Origin of the sequence: Bacillus sp. EAC (assembly GCF_002156875.1) — a bacterium.
Classification (GTDB): domain Bacteria; phylum Bacillota; class Bacilli; order Bacillales; family Bacillaceae_G; genus Gottfriedia.
Map to the genome: position 1 here is coordinate 73,277 of NZ_NCSY01000014.1, position 22,887 is coordinate 96,163.

The 22,887-nt window shown below is 35.1% G+C and carries 22 protein-coding genes; 18 read left to right on the plus strand and 4 right to left on the minus strand.

The genetic code is table 11. The features are described 5' to 3' along the window. Positions 1-31: 31 nt before the first annotated feature. The 3 genes from yqeK to B7R65_RS18980 are packed head-to-tail and all read left to right on the plus strand — an operon-like array spanning position 32 to position 1,706. A complete protein-coding gene (gene yqeK, locus B7R65_RS18970) occupies positions 32-613 on the plus strand; it encodes a bis(5'-nucleosyl)-tetraphosphatase (symmetrical) YqeK (RefSeq protein WP_088044402.1) in 582 nt (193 codons plus the stop codon). Further along, positions 610-966 (plus strand): ribosome silencing factor, encoded by a 357-nt coding sequence (gene rsfS, locus B7R65_RS18975; RefSeq protein WP_088044403.1) that lies wholly within the window; start codon positions 610-612, stop codon positions 964-966. The genes yqeK and rsfS overlap by 4 nt, the downstream gene beginning before the upstream one ends. Further along, on the plus strand, positions 963-1,706 hold the full coding sequence (locus B7R65_RS18980; RefSeq protein WP_088044404.1) for a class I SAM-dependent DNA methyltransferase: 744 nt from the start codon (positions 963-965) through the stop codon (positions 1,704-1,706). Before rsfS ends, B7R65_RS18980 begins: the two co-directional genes overlap by 4 nt. A 117-nt stretch (positions 1,707-1,823) precedes the next feature. On the opposite strand, the gene comER is transcribed toward B7R65_RS18980, so the two are convergent. Further along, positions 1,824-2,639: a late competence protein ComER gene (gene comER / locus B7R65_RS18985; protein ID WP_088044405.1), complete on the minus strand. Its 816-nt coding sequence runs from the start codon at positions 2,637-2,639 to the stop codon at positions 1,824-1,826. 88 nt (positions 2,640-2,727) lie between these two features. Between comER and B7R65_RS18990 the strand changes: the two genes are divergently transcribed. Both B7R65_RS18990 and B7R65_RS18995 read left to right on the plus strand, forming a co-directional pair. After that, the gene (locus B7R65_RS18990; RefSeq protein WP_179194930.1) at positions 2,728-3,339 is read left to right on the plus strand and encodes a helix-hairpin-helix domain-containing protein; all 612 of its coding nucleotides are present in this window, start codon (positions 2,728-2,730) and stop codon (positions 3,337-3,339) included. A gap of 7 nt (positions 3,340-3,346) precedes the next feature. Further along, the gene (locus tag B7R65_RS18995) at positions 3,347-5,659 is read left to right on the plus strand and encodes a DNA internalization-related competence protein ComEC/Rec2 (RefSeq protein ID WP_088044407.1); all 2,313 of its coding nucleotides are present in this window, start codon (positions 3,347-3,349) and stop codon (positions 5,657-5,659) included. Positions 5,660-5,727: 68 nt separating this feature from the next. Here B7R65_RS18995 and B7R65_RS19000 read toward each other — a convergent pair whose 3' ends face one another. Further along, positions 5,728-5,862, minus strand: a complete 135-nt coding sequence (locus B7R65_RS19000; RefSeq protein WP_088044408.1) for a YqzM family protein — start codon at positions 5,860-5,862, stop codon at positions 5,728-5,730. Between the two features lie 209 nt (positions 5,863-6,071). Here B7R65_RS19000 and holA point away from each other — a divergent pair, with 209 nt between their 5' ends. Continuing rightward, positions 6,072-7,076, plus strand: a complete 1,005-nt coding sequence (holA, locus tag B7R65_RS19005) for a DNA polymerase III subunit delta (protein ID WP_179194931.1) — start codon at positions 6,072-6,074, stop codon at positions 7,074-7,076. A gap of 42 nt (positions 7,077-7,118) precedes the next feature. Here holA and rpsT read toward each other — a convergent pair whose 3' ends face one another. Further along, complete coding sequence (gene rpsT / locus B7R65_RS19010; RefSeq protein ID WP_088044410.1) at positions 7,119-7,385, minus strand: 30S ribosomal protein S20; 267 nt, start codon at positions 7,383-7,385, stop codon at positions 7,119-7,121. A 220-nt stretch (positions 7,386-7,605) separates the two neighbouring features. Here rpsT and gpr point away from each other — a divergent pair, with 220 nt between their 5' ends. From gpr to mtaB, 11 genes are all read left to right on the plus strand, one after another. Then, a complete protein-coding gene (gene gpr / locus B7R65_RS19015) occupies positions 7,606-8,706 on the plus strand; it encodes a GPR endopeptidase (protein WP_088044411.1) in 1,101 nt (366 codons plus the stop codon). Between the two features lie 17 nt (positions 8,707-8,723). Further along, positions 8,724-9,074 carry a DUF3679 domain-containing protein gene (locus B7R65_RS19020; protein WP_088044412.1) on the plus strand — a complete coding sequence of 117 codons (351 nt, stop codon included), beginning with the start codon at positions 8,724-8,726 and terminating at the stop codon, positions 9,072-9,074. Between the two features lie 109 nt (positions 9,075-9,183). Continuing rightward, on the plus strand, positions 9,184-11,004 hold the full coding sequence (lepA, locus tag B7R65_RS19025) for a translation elongation factor 4 (protein WP_088044413.1): 1,821 nt from the start codon (positions 9,184-9,186) through the stop codon (positions 11,002-11,004). Positions 11,005-11,428: 424 nt separating this feature from the next. Then, on the plus strand, positions 11,429-12,565 hold the full coding sequence (gene hemW / locus B7R65_RS19030; RefSeq protein WP_088044414.1) for a radical SAM family heme chaperone HemW: 1,137 nt from the start codon (positions 11,429-11,431) through the stop codon (positions 12,563-12,565). Between the two features lie 252 nt (positions 12,566-12,817). Next, complete coding sequence (gene hrcA, locus B7R65_RS19035) at positions 12,818-13,846, plus strand: heat-inducible transcriptional repressor HrcA (RefSeq protein ID WP_088044415.1); 1,029 nt, start codon at positions 12,818-12,820, stop codon at positions 13,844-13,846. A gap of 56 nt (positions 13,847-13,902) precedes the next feature. After that, a complete protein-coding gene (gene grpE, locus B7R65_RS19040; protein WP_088044416.1) occupies positions 13,903-14,481 on the plus strand; it encodes a nucleotide exchange factor GrpE in 579 nt (192 codons plus the stop codon). A 98-nt stretch (positions 14,482-14,579) separates the two neighbouring features. After that, positions 14,580-16,403, plus strand: coding sequence for a molecular chaperone DnaK (dnaK, locus tag B7R65_RS19045; protein ID WP_088044417.1), 1,824 nt, complete (start codon positions 14,580-14,582; stop codon positions 16,401-16,403). A 512-nt stretch (positions 16,404-16,915) separates the two neighbouring features. After that, positions 16,916-18,046 carry a molecular chaperone DnaJ gene (gene dnaJ, locus B7R65_RS19050; protein ID WP_088044418.1) on the plus strand — a complete coding sequence of 377 codons (1,131 nt, stop codon included), beginning with the start codon at positions 16,916-16,918 and terminating at the stop codon, positions 18,044-18,046. A gap of 153 nt (positions 18,047-18,199) precedes the next feature. Next, the gene (gene prmA / locus B7R65_RS19055) at positions 18,200-19,150 is read left to right on the plus strand and encodes a 50S ribosomal protein L11 methyltransferase (protein WP_088044419.1); all 951 of its coding nucleotides are present in this window, start codon (positions 18,200-18,202) and stop codon (positions 19,148-19,150) included. Between the two features lies 1 nt (position 19,151). Then, entirely contained in the window at positions 19,152-19,904 is a 753-nt protein-coding gene (locus tag B7R65_RS19060; RefSeq protein WP_088044420.1) for a 16S rRNA (uracil(1498)-N(3))-methyltransferase, read from the plus strand. Between the two features lie 4 nt (positions 19,905-19,908). Further along, positions 19,909-21,243, plus strand: coding sequence for a tRNA (N(6)-L-threonylcarbamoyladenosine(37)-C(2))-methylthiotransferase MtaB (gene mtaB, locus B7R65_RS19065; RefSeq protein ID WP_088044421.1), 1,335 nt, complete (start codon positions 19,909-19,911; stop codon positions 21,241-21,243). A 63-nt stretch (positions 21,244-21,306) separates the two neighbouring features. Here mtaB and B7R65_RS19070 read toward each other — a convergent pair whose 3' ends face one another. Further along, the gene (locus B7R65_RS19070) at positions 21,307-21,966 is read right to left on the minus strand and encodes a Rossmann-fold NAD(P)-binding domain-containing protein (protein ID WP_088044422.1); all 660 of its coding nucleotides are present in this window, start codon (positions 21,964-21,966) and stop codon (positions 21,307-21,309) included. 203 nt (positions 21,967-22,169) lie between these two features. On the opposite strand from B7R65_RS19070, the gene B7R65_RS19075 reads away from it, so the two are divergent. Continuing rightward, positions 22,170-22,868: a peptidoglycan-binding protein gene (locus tag B7R65_RS19075; protein ID WP_142288282.1), complete on the plus strand. Its 699-nt coding sequence runs from the start codon at positions 22,170-22,172 to the stop codon at positions 22,866-22,868. The last annotated feature ends 19 nt before the right edge of the window (positions 22,869-22,887 follow it).

Sequence of the window (22,887 nt, forward strand, 5' to 3'; positions counted from 1 at the left end):
CAATACCGTTAATTAGAGGAGAAGCAGATTAATGGATAAACAAAAAGCACTTTCAATTGTAAAAGAAAAACTAACAGGTCAACGTTTTACACATACTATTGGTGTAATGGAAACAGCAGTTGATCTTGCACAAAAATATGGTGCTGATGTTAAAAAAGCCGAATTAGCTGCAATTTTCCATGATGTTGCCAAATGTATGCCGATTATTGAATTGAAATCTATTTTGGAAGTAAACAATCTTTCATTAGAGCTTTTAGGATATAATAAAGAACTTTGGCATGCTCCAGTTGGTGCATTTCTTTCAGAGCATGAATATGGGATAACTGATAAGGAAGTACTTCAAGCGATTACTTATCATACGAGTGGCCATGAAGAAATGAATTTATTAGATAAAGTCATATATGTAGCAGATTATATTGAACCAAATCGTCAATTTCCAGGCGTTGAAAAAGCAAGGGAATTAGCAAATGAGGATTTAGACCAAGCTTTATTATATGCTTTAAAAAATACAATTACCTTTCTAATTGAAAGAGAACAAACAGTCTATCCACTGACGGTAAAAACATACAATTCAATTTTAAAGCAAGTACATGATCGGGGGAAAAATAAATGAGTGAAAAAGAATTAATGATGTTAGCTGTAACAGCGGCTGATGATAAAAAAGCAGAAGACTTAGTTGTATTAGATATGAAAGGTATTTCAGCAATTGCCGATTATTTTATTATTTGTCATGGTAATTCTGATAAACAAGTTCAAGCTATTGCAAGAGAAGTAAAGGATCAAGCGCTTCAAAACGGGAAAAACGTAAAGCGTTTAGAAGGATTTGATGAAGCACGTTGGGTATTAGTGGATATTGGTGATGTAGTTGTCCATATTTTCCATAGAGACGAAAGAAATTATTATAACTTAGAAAAGCTTTGGGGAGATGCGCCAACTCTTGATGTATACGGAGAATTGCTTTCATGACATACAATCGCTTCGCGTATTTGTATGATCAATTAATGAATGATGTCCCATATGAAAAGTGGCTTCAATTCGTTAAAGATGTGTTTGAAAAGTACGAAATGATTAATCCGACGATCGTTGATATAGGGTGTGGGACAGGAACTCTGCCTATATTATTGGCGAAGCAAAATTTCTCTATAAGTGGTGTAGATCTATCAGAGGAAATGTTAAGTGTTGCGATGGCTAAAGCAGAGCATGAGAGAGTTCAAATTCCATTTTATCAACAAAATATGATGGAACTTGAAGGCTTTGAAGATTTAGATTGCGTAACAATTTTCTGTGATTCACTTAATTATTTAGAATCAAAAGATCAAGTGAAACAAACTTTTGAAAAGGTTTATGAGAGCTTATCAGAAAACGGCTTATTTCTATTCGATGTACATTCACCTTATAAAATTGAAGAAATTTTTGGAGAAGATACATTCTTTATTGATGATGCAGAATTAAGCTTAGTTTGGTCTTGTACACAAGGAGACCAGCCATTAAGTGTTGAACATGATTTAGTCTTCTTTATGAAAGAGGAGAATAGTGACTTTTACGAACGATTTGAGGAATATCATAATCAAATGACTTTTCCGATAAATACGTATCAATCGCTTTTAGAACAAATAGGTTTTGAAGTGAAAGAAATACGTGCTGACTTTCATGAGGAAGTTGAAGAAACTTCAGAGCGAATCTTTTTTATTGCAATGAAAAAATGAAAAACCCTTTAAAGAAAACTTCTTTTCTTAAAGGGTTTTTTTATTTATTAATCGGGTAAAATTCAAATTTGTGTGTTTGATGGATTACAACAAAATAGCTATAATTAAGTATGTTATTTAAAATTGCTCTTTAACTCTTTCAATTTCCTTATCAAATTTATCATGAGTCTTTTCGAAAATCTCCTCAAATAAATCACCGACTCGGGCTTCGAGTACTTTTATTCCTTCTCCAGTTATACCGCCTTTAACACAAACCTTTTCTTGAAGAGTTTCCAATGTAAAGTGCTTTTGTTCAATTAGTTTACCAAATCCGATGATCATTTCTTCAGCTAAAATAGTAGCTTGTTGCTTAGAAATAGCTGTTTGACAGACAGCGGCATCAATGAACTTTTGAAGTAAGTAACTAAAAAATGCTGGACCGCAGCTTGCGATATCAGAAGACACTCTCGTGATGTCCTCCGTGATCATAACTGGCTTTGAAATATTTGAAAAGAGTTCAATGATACGTTCTTTGTTCTTTGCTATACAGCGTTTTCCAAAATTAACTAATGTCACTCCACTTAATGCTTGGTTAGTTATACTCGGAATAACGCGAGCTATTTGGCATGGAAGTATGGCCTCAAGCTGTTCTACATTAATAGGGCTAGTAATCGATATTAAGACGTGTTCTTTAGTGAATTGCGTTTGTAAAGATGATAGAAGTGGCTGAATCTCTAAAGGCTTAACACAAACTAAAATGATGTCTGATGCGTTTATAACATCTTTAGCAGTTTCAACTACATTTAATTCAGGATATATATTTTTTAGCTCATAAGCTTTATAGATTGAACGGTTTGTCACTGTTAATTCGGAGGGTTTTACTGCATTTGATTTAATAAACCCGTTAAGCAAAATGGTTCCCATATTTCCTGTACCTATGATCCCTACGTTCATGAGTACATCCCTTCCTTTGCATACATTCTCTCCTACACTATATGAAATAAGTTTGTAAATAATGATTAAGTTAGAAGGAGGACTATCGATGAAAAGTATATTTCGAAACAAATTAGTATGGTTATGCCTAATATTCCTTGTGATTGTTAGCTTAAATTTTTTTCAAGAACAACGTAAAAATAAAGTTGTTTTTGCCAATCAATCAACTAATGGAGATGAAATTAATCAGAATATAGAAACAAAAAAGGAAGTTGAGAAAAATGTTATTTCTAATTTAATAGTAATTGATGTGAAAGGTGCGATCAAAAACCCAGGTGTATTTGAAGTAATCAACGGAAATAGAGTTTTTGATGCGATTAAACTTGCTGGAGGATTTAGTGAAGATGCTGATAAAAATAAAGTTAATCTAGCAGCAAAATTAACAGATGAAATGGTCATTTATGTTCCAAAGAATGGAGAAGAGATACCTGTATCATTGCTGAATATTCATAGCGAGAAAAATAATGAAGGAATAGATATTAATCATGCATCGCAAGAAGAGTTAGAGAAAATACCAGGGATAGGTCCTGTTAAGGCGAAAAACATACTAGAATACATTGAAACGAAAGGGCCTTTTACATCTGTTGACCAATTAGATAAAGTGAATGGTATTGGTAAGAAATCACTTGAGCTTATACGACCTTTCATTTTAATCAGATAATGATGATATGAGTATCGTGTTAGCCTACATAACTTTAGGACAAATTTTAACAATCATCTATTTTAATGAAGATCATCAGCTATTTATTTTGTTAATTTTATTAATCCTTCTAGTATTTCTTCTAATAAAAAGGAAATGGATCTGCTTCTATTCCTATATCTTAACAGTTATTCTTACATCGATCATCTGTTTTATTCAAAACGATTCTACTCTTACCCCAAAAGCAAAACCAAGTAAATCAATCCACGGTGAAATTAGTACATCTCCTATAATTGATGGAAACAAAATCTCCTTTTCGTTTAAACTCCAAGAACAAAGAATAATGGTTTCTAGTTATGCACATTCAAAAAATGAACTGACTGAATTTCAAGAAAGGAAAATAGGTGATATTTGTAAATTAGAAGGTGAAAGCTCAAAACCTGAACCGAATTCAAATCCATATATATTTAATTACAAAGAATATTTACTAAACCAAAATATTCAATGGCTATATACTGCAGAAGCCAAAAGTCTTAACTGCGTTGAAGGTAAGCGTACTTTAATCCAGTCATTAATATTGAGTAGAACCGCATTAACGAATTATGTAGAAAAAAGCTTTAATGATCAAACTGAAGGATATATCAATGCACTACTTTTTGGAGAGCGTACAAAAATGGATGTTGAAACGGAATCACAATATCAAATAGTTGGGATCGTTCATTTATTAGCGATTAGCGGTTCACATATTAGCTTACTAAGCTTGGTGATTTATTACCTATTTGTACGTGTAGGATTTACTAAAGAAAGTAGTTTAATTATTACAATCATGTGTATTTTTTCTTATGGATATTTAGCAGGCGCATCAGCTTCTGTAGTTAGAGCGGTAATTATCGGTATTCTTGTATGTGTGTACAAACTTATGAAAAAGAAAATTAATATTATTTCGCTGTTATTTATTTCGTGTATAGTCATGCTTTTTGCGAAACCAAGTTTTATAGCTGATATAGGCTTTCAATTTTCATTTGTTACAAGCTTTGTACTTGTTTTAACTTCCAAACGTTTACTTCAATATAAGACATGGTATGGTCAAGCATTATTTGCCTCTTGTACAACACAATTAGTTTCGATCCCCATTTTACTAGCTAACTTTCATGAAATATCTCCTTACAGCATCATATTAAACCTAATTTTTATACCGTATATTACATTTATAATTATGCCTCTTTGCTTAATTTGCTTCACATTTAGTTTTTTTCCTCATGCTGGTGAAGGGGTTGAACATATTTTAACTTTATTCATAAAATTGTCAGATAAATTTCTGACATTATGTATGCATCTACCTTTTGTAAAACTAACCTTTATGCACCCATCATTAATAGTTGTTTTTATGTATGTGATAACTATTTTTTTGATATTTTATTTCATGGAAAAAGAAAAAGAGAAAAAGCTCCTAAACTTAAGCCTAATTAGTTTTTTTGCATTAGTAACTTGTCATTATTTTTATCCATATTTTAATCCTGTTGGGAAAGTAATCTTTGTAGATGTTGGACAAGGTGATTGTACACTTATAAAACTTCCTTTTAATAAAGGGAATTATCTCATAGATACAGGCGGAAGATTTAATATAAATCAAGAAAAATGGCAAATCCGAAAAAATTCATTTTCAACAGGAAAAGATATTGTATTACCCATTTTAAAAGGTGAAGGCATTAGTAAGATCCATAAATTGATCTTCACTCATGGAGATTATGACCATATAGGTGGTGGGGAGGACGTGTTAACCTCTTTTAATGTTGAGGAATTATATGTGGGTGACAAACAGAAATATACTCTAGAAGAGCAGAAGCGGGTTGAAATTGCTATAAAACATGGAACTATCATTCAAAAAGTGAGTGAAGGGTTTAGTTGGAGAATTGGCAACAATCATTTTCAGATTTTGTCTCCAGTCAAAAGGTATAGTGGGGAAGAAAATCACGGTTCAATTGTATTGAAAGCAAAAATGAATGATAAATCCTGGTTATTTACAGGAGATCTAGATATAAGTGGAGAAATGAGACTCATTTCAAACTATCCTAAGTTAAAATCAGATATTTTAAAGATTGGGCATCATGGAAGTGATACGTCAACTTCAGATGAGTTCATTCGGGCGTTATCACCAAAAATTGCTATTATTTCAGTCGGTAAAAGTAATCGGTATGGCCATCCGAAAAAAGAAGTAATTAACCGATTAAATGAAAATCATGTAACTATTCTTCGAACGGATTTAAATGGAGCGATTTCTTATGAATTTAAATATGGACAAGGTACCTTTTTTACGTTTACAGCATACCGTAAAACATAAGACAGAAACCCAAAAAATCGGTAAATAAAAAAGACTGCATAAGCAGTCCCGTCATTTGATTCTATGTATTATCGTGCAACGAATTCTACAATTGTTGCAATGATAAATAGAGTAGCGAAGAAACCAAATGAAACAGCAAAACCAACGCCTGAATCTGTTGCATCATTACGTTTGCTTTGTACGTTTTTTTCAAATGTATTCACATTAACCCCTCCTAATTCACATTTTAGTATAAATCAATATAACTAAAAAATCCATAGTATGTTTGTTTTAGTTATACCGTTTTAAATAAAGAAACCGGGTCTTTATTTAAAACGTTAATATAAATTAGAGATTAGTATTTACTAATCTCTTCCTTCTAATGTAGGACATGTTATACTATATTAAGAAAATTAGTGTAGGGGAGCAAAACATGATTACCGATTTACATAAAAAATTGAAAAAAGATGTATCACCGATGTACTTGCTGGTTGGTACTGAAGATTTTTTACTTCAAGAAGCAGAAACAGCGATCGTGAAAGCAGCCTTACAAGGTGAAATTGATGATTTTAACTTTCAAACATATGACTTAAAAGAAGCTTACTTAAGCGAAGCACTTGAAGACGCTCAAACACCATCTTTTTTTGGTGGTCACAAAGTGATTATTATTAAGTCGTGCGCTTTTCTAACTGCTCAAAAAGAAAAAATTGTACAAGACATAGAGCCTTTATTTGATTACATAGAGAACCCATCGCCATTTACTACAGTTGTTTTTGTTGCGCCATTTGAAAAATTGGATGAACGTAAAAAAGTTACGAAAGCATTGAAAAAACTAGTCGAAATTGTTGAATGTCATCCGGTAGAAGTAAATAATTTAGATAGTTGGATTACAGAACAATTTTCAGGAAATGTTTCGATTTCAAAGGGTGCAGTTGAAACATTAAAGTTACTTGTTGGAAATAATTTATCTATTTTGAAGCTGGAATGTGAAAAGCTACAGTTATTTGTAGGGGATGAAGGCGAAGTTACTGCTGAGTTAGTTGAATTAATGGTTGCTAAAACGATTGAGCAGAACGTCTTTTCACTTATAGAAAAAACAGCTGCTAGACAAACAACTGATGCTTTAAAAATTTTACATGAGCTTCTATATATAGGGGAAGAACCAATAAAAGTTGTAGCTTTATTAGCAAGTCAATTTAGATTGCTTTATGAAATTAAACAACTATCAAGCAACGGGTATTCTAATAATCAGATAGCTTCTTCGGTTGGTGTATCTCCAGGAAGAGTCTTTTACGGACAAAAACAGGCAAATCACTTTCAAGCAAGTGAGTTAAAAGAAGCAATTCGTTTGATCGCTAAAGCAGATTATAATATGAAGACTGGTCAAGGGGATAAAGTGCTAATATTGGAAATGTTAATTTTACAAATGAATAAATAAACACGAAAAAATGGTGTCTCAAATGAGACACCATTTAATTCATTACGCGTTCATAGCGTTAACTTGTTTAGCTAAACGAGATTTTTGACGTGAAGCAGCGTTTTTATGGATTAGATTGCTGTTTACAGCTTTATCTAATTTTTTAGAAGCAGTTAATAAAGCTTCTTTCGCTTTTTCAGTTTCGTTATTAGTAACTAAAGCTTCAACTGTTTTCACTGCAGTACGCATTTCTGATTTAACAGAAGCGTTGTGAGCACGATGAGCCTCAGCTGTTTTTACACGTTTAATCGCTGATTTAATATTTGGCATACCTTTCACCTCCCGAATGCAGTCGAGAAATTGGCCCTCGATTACAAATAGAACAAAACTTATTTTATCAAAACAAGTACCAATTTGCAATAGAATTCATAAAGCTATTTTCGCCTTTTTAAAAGAAAAATAAACAATTCGTTTAGAATTGGTAACATCTAGCTAAACTACATAAGAAGAGACTAGTTAAATTTAGATGAGTATTATGGAGGCTAGAAAGATGAGTGAGTTAGATTTAAGTCAATATAGTGTTCGAACTGATTTAGCAGTAGAAGCAAAAGAGATGCTACAAGAGCGAGAACAAACGAAGGAAGAAATTACCGGTATTATTGTTAAAGAGCGCGAAGTTGAGGGTGTGAGTATTTCACATGTTCATATTAAAGAATCTGCATCTGAAAGAATAGGTAAAAAACCTGGTAATTATTTAACGTTACAAGTACAAGGTATACGTGAACAAGATACTGAACTGCAAGATAAAGTTGAAAGAGTTTTTGCAAATGAGTTTTCTGCTTTCCTAAAGAATTTAGGAATTACTGAAGATCAAACATGTTTAGTAGTAGGGTTAGGAAATTGGAATGTAACTCCGGATGCACTAGGACCGATGGTTGTTGAAAATTTAGTGGTTACAAAGCATCTTTTTGAATTGCAACCTGAAAGCGTTCAAGATGGCTATCGACCAGTTTGTGCTTTATCTCCTGGTGTAATGGGAATTACTGGCATTGAAACAAGTGATATTATTTCGGGTGTTATCGATAAAGTAAAACCAGATTTTGTCATTGCAATTGATGCACTTGCGGCAAGATCGATTGAAAGAGTTAATACGACAATTCAGATAACTGATAACGGAATACATCCAGGTTCAGGTATTGGAAATAAGCGTAAAGAATTAAGTAAAGAAACATTAGGCATACCTGTTATTGCGATTGGAGTTCCAACAGTTGTAGATGCTGTAGCAATCACTAGTGATACGATTGACTTTATACTTAAACATTTTGGTCGTGAAATGAAAGAAGGGGATAAACCTGCTAAAGCTTTAATCCCTTCAGGCATGGCTTTCGGAGAAAAGAAAAAATATACCGAGGATGACTTACCTGGTGAAAAAGAAAGAATGGCATTTATGGGTATTGTAGGAACACTTGAGGAAGATGAAAAACGAAAATTAATTCACGAGGTATTATCACCCCTTGGCCATAACTTAATGGTAACACCAAAAGAGGTAGATACTTTTATAGAAGATATGGCAAATATTATCGCTGGTGGAATGAATGCAGCACTACATGCCAAAATTAACCAAGATAATATTGGGTCGTATACCCATTAAGTAGTGAGGAGAAACCGATGAAATATATGCTTCGGTATTTTACTTTAATAATTATTTGTACAATTACTATTTTTAGCTGTATGCAAATTGCTAAAAACGGAATAAGTAAAGTAACTTCAACTGATTACTATCACGTGAATGACGTTGTAACTTTAGCAAAAAAAGATGGGAAAGCTGGAGCGGTGGTTTTCGGTAAGGACTATACGGACAGAGGAATCGCTATTCGTGAAGAGCATTTAGAGAAGTTAGGTGCATTCAACTATTTTACAGCTGTCGGAAAAGGTCTGACGAAAATCGTCACTTATATTACTGAGGAAGGAGTTAAGATTTTTGAAAAAATTCCTTCAGTTATTGATAAATTAAGATAGTCCTTCTGAACTTGATTCGACATATACTGCTAATAGAGATTGTATATTGGCCTATATTTTTGATATAATCAAAACTATCTATGCTGTCGAGAAATTTAGGAGTGATGAAATGAATAAAGAGTCAAGATCAGAAAGACAAAAGAGAATTAGAAACTTTTCAATCATCGCGCACATTGACCATGGAAAATCTACATTAGCAGATAGAATTCTTGAGAAAACAAATGCATTAACACAGCGTGAGATGAAATCTCAGCTTTTAGACTCAATGGATTTAGAACGTGAACGTGGAATTACCATAAAATTAAATGCTGTGCAATTACAATATAAAGCGAAAGATGGAGAAGAATATATTCTTCATTTAATTGATACCCCAGGTCATGTCGACTTCACATATGAAGTTTCACGAAGCTTAGCTGCTTGTGAAGGTGCAATCTTAGTTGTCGATGCTGCACAAGGAATCGAAGCCCAAACATTAGCAAACGTATATTTGGCGTTAGATAATGATTTGGAAATTCTACCGGTTATTAATAAAATTGACTTACCAAGTGCTGATCCAGAACGAGTTCGTCAAGAAGTTGAAGAAGTAATTGGGTTAGATGCTTCTGAAGCAGTATTAGCTTCTGCAAAAGCTGGAATCGGAATCGAAGAAATACTTGAGCAAGTTGTAGCAAAAGTACCAGCTCCTACAGGAGACCCAGATGCACCATTAAAAGCCCTAATTTTTGATTCGTTATTCGATCCATACCGTGGAGTAGTAGCATATATTCGAATTGTAGAAGGAACGGTTAAGGTCGGTCAAAAAATTAAAATGATGGCAACCGGAAAAGAGTTTGAAGTTGTTGAAGCTGGTGTTTTCACACCACGTACAACACAAAGGGAAGAATTAACAGTTGGAGATGTAGGGTTCCTTACTGCATCAATTAAAAATGTTGGTGATACTCGTGTAGGTGATACGATTACACTAGCAGATAACCCTGCAATTGAACCTCTAGCAGGCTATCGAAAAATGAACCCAATGGTATTCTGTGGTTTATATCCAATTGATACTTCTAAATACAATGACTTACGTGATGCTTTAGAAAAACTTCAATTGAATGATGCAGCTCTTCAATTTGAAGCAGAAACTTCTCAAGCGTTAGGTTTTGGTTTCCGTTGTGGATTTTTAGGCTTGTTACACATGGAAATCATCCAAGAGCGTATTGAACGTGAATTTAAAATCGACTTAATTACAACTGCGCCAAGCGTTATTTATAGTGTTTACACAACAAAAGGTGATTTGATTACAGTCGATAACCCAGCACATATGCCAGATCCTCAATCGATTGAACGTGTTGAAGAGCCTTACGTTAAAGCTAAAATTATGGTTCCAAACGATTATGTTGGAGCGATCATGGAGCTTTGTCAAAAGAAACGTGGTAACTTTATCGATATGCAATATTTAGATGCAAATCGTGTTTCATTAACTTATGAAATTCCATTATCAGAAATCGTTTACGACTTCTTTGACCAATTAAAATCAAGTACAAAAGGCTATGCTTCATTTGACTATGAATTAATCGGATACAAAGCGTCTAAACTTGTGAAGATGGATATTTTATTAAATGGTGAACAAGTTGATGCTTTATCATTTATCGTTCATAGAGATTCTGCATATGATCGCGGTAAAATAATTGTTGAAAAGCTTAAAGAACTTATTCCAAGACAACAATTCGAAGTACCAGTTCAAGCGGCAATCGGACAAAAAATCGTTGCTCGATCAACAATCAAATCAATGGGTAAAAACGTATTAGCAAAATGTTACGGTGGAGATATCTCTCGTAAACGTAAGCTATTAGATAAGCAAAAAGAAGGTAAAAAACGAATGAAAGCTGTTGGTTCTGTTGAAGTACCACAAGAAGCATTCATGGCTGTTTTACGAATGGATGACTAATCGAAAAGTGGAGCAAGTTGGTCCAGCTCTGAAAGGAATGTCTCCGTTCATCTGAAGAAGTGGTGGTTTTTCCACTTCAAAGATTAATGGAATATTACCGAAGAGCTAACTTGAGAAACCAGACACCACGAAAAGTGTAGGCGACTCGCCCTGCCCCGACAAGCATAAGACGAAGAACAGTAAAGGTTGGTTTTTAACCTTTGCAGTGCTTTGGCTTATGACCTCGAGGGGCAAGGAGCCGGAACTAGACACCACGAAAAGTGTAGGCGACTCGGTCAAATGAGGAAGCACCTAAGCTGTTTAGTTAGACAAAAACATTACGAAGATATACAATTCTAAAAGATAATTACAAAAGTCCCTGAATCGATTCCTTTATGGGTATCAGATCCAGGGGCTTTTCGTTACAAAGAAAAGAGGAGAAGAGATGGTATCTTCTGTTTATATTCATATACCGTTTTGCCAACAAATTTGTTATTACTGTGACTTTAATAAATTCATGATGGATCGCCAGCCAGTGGATCAATATTTAGAATACCTTGAAAAGGAAATAGTTCAGAGCTTAAAACGAAATCCCATAATGAATTTGAAAACTGTATTTGTTGGAGGAGGAACACCTACCGCACTTACAATACCCCAAACACAACGTCTAGTTGATATGATTAATCGACATATTATTAAAGGACAGAATGGCATTGAAATGACATTTGAAAGTAATCCGAATGAGATTTCAAAAGAGAAACTCCAGATTCTAAAAGATGGTGGCGTAAATCGAATTAGTTTTGGTGCACAAACTTTTGATGAAGGCTTACTTAAGAAAATTGGTCGAACTCATTCACCAAATGAAATTGAAGAAGCAATTCAGACTGCAAGAGAGGTTGGAATTGAAAATATTAACCTTGATTTAATGTATGCATTGCCGGGACAAACAATGGACCAATTTGTTGATTCATTAGATAAAGCCATGGAGCTACCGATTCAACATATATCAGCTTATTCATTAATTATTGAACCGAAAACGGTTTTTTACATAGAAATGAATAGGGGAAAATTAAAGCCTGCCCCAGAAGAAGATGAAGCTGCAATGTATGACTTCTTAATGAAGTATTTAGAAGAAAAGGGCTTTCACCAATATGAAATCAGTAACTTTGAAAAAAATGGACTTGAAAGTAAACATAATCTTGTTTATTGGAATAATGAAGAGTATTTCGGATTTGGTGCTGGTGCTCATGGGTATATTAATGGAGTTAGATATTCAAATGCTGGGCCATTAAAGAAATATTTTCAATTAATTGATGAAACAGGTGTTTCAATTATTCATGAACACACAGTAACCAAACAAGAGAAAATGGAAGAAGAAATGTTTCTGGGACTTCGAAAAATGAAAGGTGTTTCTCAAATAGAATTCCAAGCAAAATTTGGAGCTCCAATTAATGAAGTATTTCCAAATGTAATTGAGAAATTAACTAAAGATGGACTTGTTGAATTTGATCATGAATTCCTTCGATTAACTCACAAAGGAAAGTTATTAGGTAATGAAGTGTTTCAACAGTTTCTATTATAAGAAGTGATAGAGCTGAGCAAGCTCGTTCCACATTTCTTTATTGTCTAGTTCCACGAGCTAGCTCTTCGGTAATATTCCATTAATCCTTGAAGTGGAAAAATCACCACTTCTTCAGATTAACGGAGATATTCCTCTCAGAGCTGAGCAAGCTCGTTCCACATTTCTTTTTTAATTGACATTATAAATAGGATTTGTTAAGTTAATAATATATTTAGCACTCGCTAGTCAAGAGTGCTAATAGAGGTGATAAACATGTTGACAGAAAGACAGTTATTGATTCTTCAAATCATTATCGATGACTTTATTCGCATGGCACAGCCTGTAGGTTCAAGAAGTTTATCTAAAAAAGAAGGTATTTCATTTAGTTCTGCAACTATACGAAATGAGATGGCAGATTTAGAGGATTTAGGCTATTTAGAGAAACCTCATAGCTCTGCAGGTCGTATACCTTCTGAAAAAGGGTATCGTTTTTATGTTGACCATTTATTATCACCACAGCTTATTAATGAAGATGATGTGCGTTCCGTTAAGAGTATTTTCGCTGAGCGTATTTTCGAAATTGAAAAGCTAGTGAAAAACTCTGCCGATATATTATCTGATTTAACAAATTACACAACTATTGCACTTGGTCCAAAGGTTTCCGAGAATAAGTTGAAAAGCATACAACTTATACCGATTGGTCCAAATCAAGCAGTCTCTATTATTGTGACAGATACCGGTATCGTAAAAAATCGTACCGTTACAATTCCGCCTGGTGTATCAATGAGTGATATTGAAAAAATGGTAAATATATTAAATGAACGTTTAGTAAATGTACCAATCCATCAAATAAATGACAAACTTTATAAAGAAGTTGCAATGATTTTAAAATCACATATATCGAATTATGAAAGTGTCATTAAAATGGTAGGTAGCTCGATTGATGTACCGATTGAACAAAAACTGTTTTTAAGTGGGAAGACCAATATATTAGCTCAACCTGAATTTCATGATGTTGAAACAATGAGGATATTGCTCAACATGATTGAACGGAAGGATGAATTAAAAAGTATTCTCCCGATTGAACAGATGGGGTTAAGTGTCAAAATTGGTAAGGAAAATGAAAAGTCTGGGTTAGAAAATGTAAGTATTATTAGTGCAACCTATTCGTTAGGTCAAAATCAAATTGGTACGATCGCTGTATTAGGTCCAACTAGAATGGAATATTCTCGTGTGATTTCATTAATGCATTTATTAACAGGGCATATAAATTTATTATTTTCATCTAAGGATGTTGAATAAATTCATTGTACTTAGTAACAATGAATTACATATAAAAAATAGGAGGTGAAGGTGACATGACAGATCGTCAAGAGGATCTTGTAAAAGATGAAGCTGTTACTGATGAAGTAGTAAATGAAGAAACTACTGTTGAAGAACCTTCAGTCTTTACAGAAGAAGAAAAAACAGAAGCAGTTGATTCAATCGAAGACGAAATTCAAAAACTTCGTGCTGAGATAGATGAAAAAGAAAACAAGTTTTTGCGTCTACATGCTGACTTTGAAAATTACAAACGTCGTGCACTTTTAGACCAACAATCATTAATGACTTACCGCGCTCAAAGCTTAGTATCTGATCTTTTACCAGTACTAGATAACTTTGAACGAGCTTTACAGGTTGAAGCTTCAGATGAACAAACTGCATCGTTTAAACAAGGTATGGAAATGGTTTACCGCCTACTAGTTGAAGCAGTGAAAAAAGAAGGCGTAGAAGAAATTCCAGCTATTGGAGAACAGTTTGATCCGAATTTCCATCAGGCTGTAATGCAAGAAAGTGATTCTTCAAAACCATCAAATGAAGTGTTACAAGAATTCCAAAAGGGATACAAGTTGAAAGACAGAGTAATCCGTCCTTCAATGGTTAAAGTAAACGAGTAAAATTGCTTTATTGCGTCTATTTGGTCGCAAAAGCATTTAAAAAAATGAATTAATTAAATCTAAAATATAATTTTTAAAGATTTTAGGAGGAACATACAATGAGTAAAATTATCGGTATTGACTTAGGTACAACTAACTCTTGTGTAGCAGTATTAGAAGGCGGAGAGCCAAAAGTAATTCCAAATCCAGAAGGAGGACGTACAACTCCGTCAGTTGTTGCGTTCAAAAATGAAGAACGTCAAGTTGGGGAAGTAGCAAAGCGTCAAGCAATTACAAACCCTAACACAATTATGTCAATCAAACGTCATATGGGTACAAATCATAAAGAAAATATCGAAGGCAAAGATTATTCTCCTCAAGAAATCTCTGCAATCATTCTACAAAACTTAAAAGCATCTGCTGAAGCTTACTTAGGTGAGCCTGTAACGAAAGCAGTTATTACAGTACCTGCTTACTTTAACGATGCTGAGCGTCAAGCAACTAAAGATGCTGGTAAGATTGCTGGTTTAGAAGTAGAACGTATTATCAACGAACCAACTGCAGCGGCATTAGCATATGGTTTAGATAAAATGGATGAAGACCAAACTATCTTAGTTTATGACTTAGGTGGCGGTACTTTTGACGTTTCAATTCTTGAATTAGGCGATGGTATCTTCGAAGTTAAAGCAACTGCTGGTGACAACCGTCTTGGTGGAGATGACTTTGACCAAGTAATCATTGATTATTTAGTAGCTGAATTCAAAAAAGAAAACGGTGTTGATTTAAGCCAAGATAAAATGGCTTTACAACGTTTAAAAGATGCAGCTGAAAAAGCGAAAAAAGACTTATCTGGTATTACATCAACTCAAATTTCATTACCATTCATCAGCATGGGAGCTGCTGGACCTTTACACTTAGAGTTGAATTTAACTCGTGCTAAATTCGAAGAGCTTTCTCACAATTTAGTAGAAAGAACTTTAGGCCCAACTCGTCAAGCGATGAAAGATTCTGGCTTATCAGCTAGCCAAATTGATAAAGTAATCTTAGTAGGTGGATCGACTCGTATTCCTGCAGTTCAAGAAGCGATTAAAAAAGAAACAGGAAAAGAGCCACATAAAGGTGTTAACCCTGATGAAGTAGTAGCATTAGGTGCTGCAATTCAAGGTGGTGTATTAACTGGTGATGTGAAAGACGTAGTATTACTTGACGTAACTCCATTATCATTAGGTATCGAAACAATGGGCGGCGTGTTTACAAGATTAATCGACCGTAACACTACAATCCCAACAAGCAAATCACAAGTTTTCTCAACAGCTGCAGACAATCAACCTGCTGTAGATATTCATGTTCTACAAGGTGAGCGTCCAATGGCTAATGACAATAAAACATTAGGTCGTTTCCAATTATCGGATATCCCACCAGCACCACGTGGAATTCCACAAATTGAAGTATCTTTCGACATCGACAAAAACGGTATCGTTACAGTACGTGCGAAAGACCTTGGAACGCAAAAAGAACAAAATATCGTAATTCAATCATCTTCAGGTTTAAGTGATGAAGAAGTTGAACGTATGGTTAAAGAAGCGGAATTAAACGCCGAAGCTGATGCTAAACGTAAAGAAGAAGTAGACCTTAAAAACGAAGCTGATCAATTAGTGTTCCAAGTTGAAAAAACATTAAAAGATCTAGAAGGTAAAGTTGAAGAGGCTGAAGTTACTAAAGCAAACGAAGCAAAAGATGCATTAAAAACTGCTTTAGAAGCTGGTAACTTAGACGATATCCGTACGAAGAAAGATGCTCTTTCTGAAATCGTTCAAGCATTAACAACTAAGCTTTATGAGCAAGCAGCAGCTGCAGCGGGGCAAGCTCAAGGTGCTGAAGGCGGAGCAAAACAAGACGATGTAGTAGATGCTGAATTTACTGAAGTTAAAGAAGACAAGTAATAACGAAAAGTGGAAGGCGTTTGTTCAGCCCCGACAAGCATAAGAACAAGAATGGAAAAAGTTTGGTTTTTAACTTTTACAGTACTTGGGCTTATGACCTCGAGGGGCTAACGCCTGGATCTAGACAAAACGAAAAGTGGAAGGTGTTTGTTCAGCCCCGACAAGCATAAGAACAAGAACGGAAAAAGTTTGGTTTTTAACTTTTACAGTACTTGGGCTTATGACCTCGAGGGGCTAACGCCTGGAACTAGACAATATATATATCTAAAACGTGAGGGAAGTCAAAGTCAGGGGAGTCTTGGCTTTGACTTTTTCTCATTTTAAGAAAGTATAAATTGGCTGCAATGATGATTACTCGACGTAGTAACCAATTTAGAATAAAGTATAAGTGCAACTATGCCTCTGACTTAACCTAAAAGGCTCGTCAGTCGACGAGTTTTCTTTATTTTCTTTAAGAAAAGAACAGGATATGTTAAAATATTCTTTATGTGAAAGGAGCGGATTGAAATACTATGAGTAAACGTGATTACTATGAAGTACTTGGTGTAAGTAAGAGTGCTTCAACAGATGAAATAAAGAAATCGTTTCGTAAGTTAGCAAAAACGTATCATCCTGATGTTAACAAAGATGCAGATGCACCTGAAAAATTTAAAGAGGTACAAGAAGCATATGAAACTTTAATGGATGACCAAAAACGTGCTCATTATGATCAATTTGGTCATACAGATCCAAACCAAGGCTTCGGCGGAGGCGGCTTTGGAGGCGGAGGTTTCGGTGGATTTGAAGATATCTTCAGCCAGTTCTTCGGTGGAGGCGGCGGCCGTCGCCGTGATCCTAACGCACCAAGAGCAGGAGCTGATTTACAATATACAATGACAATTCAGTTTGAAGAAGCTGCGTTTGGTATGGAAAAGGAAATAGAAATTCCAACTGAAGAAACTTGTCATACATGTAGTGGATCAGGTGCAAAACCTGGAACATCGAAAGAAACATGTAAACATTGTCATGGTTCAGGTCAAATGAGTGTAGAGCAAAATACTCCTTTTGGACGTATAGTTAATCGTACGACGTGTTCTCACTGTCAAGGAACTGGTCAAATGATTAAAGAGAAATGTAATACTTGTCATGGAGCTGGCCGTGTGAAAACACGTAAGAAAATTATGGTTAAAGTACCAGCGGGTATTGATGATGGACAACAAATTCGTCTTTCGGGTCAAGGTGAACCAGGTAAAAATGGCGGACCTGCTGGAGATTTATATATAGCATTCCATATTCGTGATCATGAATTCTTTGAACGTGATGGAAATGACATTTACTGCGAACTTCCATTAACTTTTGCTCAAGCAGCATTAGGAGATGAAGTAGAAGTTCCAACTTTACATGGTAAAGTAAAAACAAAAATTCCTGCAGGAACGCAAACTGGTACAAGAATGCGCTTAAAAGGTAAAGGAATTAAAGATGTTCGAGGATATGGTCAAGGTGATCAGCATGTAATCGTAAAAGTAATTACACCGACTAAACTTTCAAGCCGTCAAAAAGAATTGCTTGAGGAGTTTTACGATATCGGAAAAGGACAAAAAGACGATAAGCATGATTCATTCTTTACAAAGCTTAAACGCGCTGTAAAGAACTTTAATGAATAAATAAGCGAAGTGAAACAATCACGGCGTTAATGAAGGTAAAAACTGGTAACACTAATAATAGATGGTTTATTAAAAATGGCACCCTCTAAATCTAAATTAGATTAGAGGGTATTGCCGACTAATGAAGAGAGTATGAATGGAGTTGGTAGATTTATGAAATGGTCAGAATTAAGTATTCACACTACACAAGATGCGGTTGAACCGATTTCTAACATCTTACATGAAGCTGGTGCTAGTGGTGTTGTCATTGAGGATGTGTTTGATTTGACGAAGGAACGAGCGCAGGTGTACGGTGAAATCTACCAACTAAACCCAAAAGATTATCCAGAGGAAGGTGTTATCGTAAAAGCATACCTTCCTGTGAATAGTTTTTTAAATGATACTGTCGACGGGATAAAAGAAGCGATTAATAATTTAATGACATTTGATATTGACTTAGGTAAAAATACATTTAATATTCATGAAGTAAATGAAGAAGACTGGGCGACTGCTTGGAAAAAGTATTATCACCCAATTTCAATATCAGATCGTTTCACAATTGTCCCAACGTGGGAAGAATACGAGCCGAAAAAATCAGATGAATTAATTATCGAATTAGATCCAGGTATGGCATTTGGTACTGGAACTCATCCAACTACTGTTATGTGTATTCGTGCACTTGAGAAAGTTGTAAAAGTAACAGACCGAGTAATAGACGTTGGAACTGGTTCAGGTGTATTAAGTATTGCGGCAGCAAAACTAGGCTCTACTAATATAGAAGCATATGATTTAGACGATGTAGCAGTTCAAAGTGCAAAAGAGAATGTTCGTTTAAATCAAGTTGATGATGTTGTAAAAGTAGACCAAAATAATCTTTTAAACGGTATTGATGGTCCTTTCCAAGTTGTCGTTGCGAACTTACTTGCTGAGATTATTCTTCGTTTTGTTGAAGATGTATACAATGTATTATCTCCAGAAGGGACATTCATTTCTTCAGGGATTATTGGTTCAAAACAACAAGACATTGAAACTGAACTTAAGCGAGTAGGTTTTGAGATTGAAGAAGTGTTACATTTAGAGGACTGGGTTGCAATTATCGCAAAAAAACCAGCACAAGTGATTTAATATGCAAAGATATTTTATAGAAGAAACACAACTACAAAATAAAGTTGTTACAATTTCTGGTGAGGACGCACATCATATTGCAAATGTAATGAGGATGAAGCCTGAACAAGAAATCATTTGTACAGTTCCTGGCTCCTCGACAGTCAAATGTGTGCTTACAAATATTTCTAGTGAAACCATAACAGCTACTGTTGTAGAATATGTTGAGAATACAAATGAACTGCCGGTATCAATTACGATTGCAAGTGGACTTCCAAAAGGAGATAAGCTTGAGTTAATTATTCAAAAAGGTACTGAACTAGGTGCTTCGGAATTTTTACCTTTTGCCGCGGCAAGGTCAATCGTAAAGCTAGATGATAAAAAAGCTGGTAAAAAAGTTGAGAGATGGCAGAAGATTGCAAAAGAAGCTGCGGAACAATCTTATCGACATATTGTTCCTACTGTAGAGCAACCGATATCTTTTCAACAATTACTTAACTCAATACCGCAGTATGATGCGTGTATTGTTGCATATGAAGAAAGTGCAAAAACTGGAGAAACAGCTCAACTTGTTCAAACATTCCATACTCTAAAAGATGGAGCACGACTTTTAGTAGTGTTCGGTCCTGAAGGCGGATTGTCTGATAAAGAAGTTGATCAGCTAACTGAAAAAGGTGCAAAATTATGTGGATTAGGACCAAGAATTCTACGTACAGAAACAGCACCATTTTATGTATTAGCTGCTGCCTCCTTTCATTTTGAATTAATGAGGTGAAGAAATGCCACAAGTAGCTTTTCATACATTAGGCTGTAAAGTTAACCATTATGAAACAGAAGCAATCTGGCAACTGTTTAAAGCAGCAGGCTATGACCGTACGGAGTATGAAAGTCAAGCCGACGTTTATGTTATTAATACTTGTACAGTTACAAATACAGGCGATAAAAAAAGTCGACAAGTTATTCGTCGTGCAGTTCGTAAAAATCCAGACGCAGTAATATGTGTAACAGGTTGCTACGCTCAAACATCTCCAGCTGAAATTATGGCAATTCCTGGGGTAGATATTGTTGTTGGTACACAAGACCGTACAAAAATGCTTGATTATATTGAACAATATCGTGTAGAACGTCAACCAATTAATGGTGTAGGAAATATTATGAAAGCTCGTGTTTATGAAGAGTTAGACGTACCAGCTTTTACAGATCGTACACGTGCTTCACTAAAAATCCAAGAAGGATGTAACAACTTCTGTACATTCTGTATTATTCCTTGGGCTCGTGGTTTAATGAGATCTCGTGACCCAAAAGAAGTTGTCCGTCAAGCGACACAATTAGTTGAGTCTGGCTACAAGGAAATCGTCTTAACAGGTATTCATACTGGTGGATATGGTCAAGACATGAAAGATTACACATTAGCTATGTTATTAAAAGATTTAGAAGCTGTCGAAGGGTTAAAACGTGTTCGTATTTCTTCAATTGAAGCAAGTCAAATAACTGATGAAGTAATCGAAGTACTTCGCCATTCGAATATTGTTGTTCGTCACTTACACGTACCATTACAATCAGGATCAGACACTGTTCTTAAACGTATGCGTCGTAAATATACAATGGCTCAATTTGCTGAACGAATTGAAAAACTACGAGAAGTATTACCAAACTGCTCAATTACATCAGATGTAATTGTTGGTTTCCCTGGTGAAACAGAAGAAGAATTTATGGAAACTTATAACTTCATTCGTGATAATAAGTTTTCTGAACTACATGTATTCCCATATTCTAAGCGTACAGGAACTCCTGCAGCACGTATGGAAGATCAAGTTGATGAAGAAATTAAGAACGAACGTGTACACCGCCTAATCGAATTATCAAATCAACTTGCAAAAGAATATGCTTCAATGTTTGATAAGGATGTTCTTGAAGTTATCCCAGAAGAGACATATACAGAAAATGGCTTAGAAGGTCACTTAATTGGCTATACAGATAACTATTTGAAAGTTGTCTTCCCTGGAACTGAAGACATGATTGGTAAAATAGTAAAAGTTAAAATTGCTCAAGCTGGATACCCACTGAACAAAGGTGAATTTGTTCGAGTATTAGAGGATGTAGCTGTTAACTAAGAATAAATAAAAATGAATAAGAGCTCAGTACATATGACATGTGCTGAGCTTTTTTGTTATTTACTATATTTTATTTATTTCACTGCTTTCAATAATCGGTTTTGAATAGCCGTGCAAAGCAACTTTGATCATAGCACGTCCAATTTGTTCAGATGTAGTAACAGAATTAGGAAACATTTTTTTGAAAAATGGGTATAGAGGTCTTAATACATCATAAAAGACTTGATATACTTTTGTTTTTGATCTGACATTTTTTTGAGGAATAATACCACCTGGACGGAACATATATGCACGCTTAAACGGTAATTTTAGCAGATCATTTTCCGTTTTCCCTTTTACTCTAGCCCACATTGAGTTGCCTTTTTCTGAACTATCCGTGCCAGATCCAGTAACATAAATAAATGTCATGTTAGGATTTAATTTTGATAATGTTTTTGCGACTGCCATTGTTATATCGTACGTGATACTACGATATTTTTCTTCGGACATCCTAAATGACGAAACACCAAGACAAAAGAAACAGGCATCAAAGTCCTTCAATTTATTTTCAATGTCAGTTAAATCTAAAAAATTGCGAATAAAAATTTCATTTAATTTTTCATGATGTATTCCTGTCGAGCTACGACCAATTGATTGAACTAATTTTACATCTTGATCTTCTAAACATTCTAGTAGCACACTTTTTCCTACCATCCCTGTTGCTCCAAAAAGCAGAACCTTCATCTTAATGCCTCCGACTAATTCTTACATAAAGAATTATTTTTATTATCAATTATAAATTAAAATCGTGCTCAAAAACTACACAATTACTTTAGACTGCTGATTTATTTAGTACTCATATTAGTATGAATTAATGAAAATTTAATGGGGTATAGTAAACTTTGTAGTTTTAAAAATGCTTATTAAATTTAAGGATGGTGTAGGTAATGAAAAAATATGAGTGGACTGATTCTACATATGAAATGAAAAAAAACGTCATAAGTGTCGGTAAGAAAAGTCTTAGAACTATTTTACTTTCATCTGTTTTGTTACTAGGTACAACAACCTCAGGTTATGCTTTTGGTAAAGGCTCAGAAGGACCGGATGTGTTTGTCGTACAAGGCATGTTGAAGTCAATAGGCAGCTACTCAGGTAAAATAACAGGGCATTATAATTACTTAACTATAAAAGGTGTAAAGTATTTTCAAAAAACACACGGTTTACCGGTTACTGGAGCAGTAGATACTAACACTTTTGCGTCTATTATGCATGCATATGAAGCAGTAAAAGCAGGTGGAGGAGCAGGCGGAGGTGCCCCTGGTGGAGATGACGGTTCAGGTGAAGGCGGCGGAGCAGGCGGTGGCGCAGGTGAAGGCGGCGGAGCAGGCGGTGGCGCAGGTGAAGGCGGCGGAGCAGGCGGTGGCGCAGGTGAAGGCGGCGGAGCAGGCGGAGGTGCAGGTGAAGGCGGCGGTCAAGGCGGTGGCACAGGTGAAGGCGGCGGCCAAGTGGAGCAACCAGGTAAAGGTGGAACAGAGCAACCTCCTGCTAAGGGCGGAACAGAGCAACCTCCTGCTAAAGGCGGAACAGAACAACCTCCTGCTAAAGGTGGAAATGAAAATCCTCCACCAAGTAAAGGTGGAAACTAATAAAGATTTTCTTTTGAAA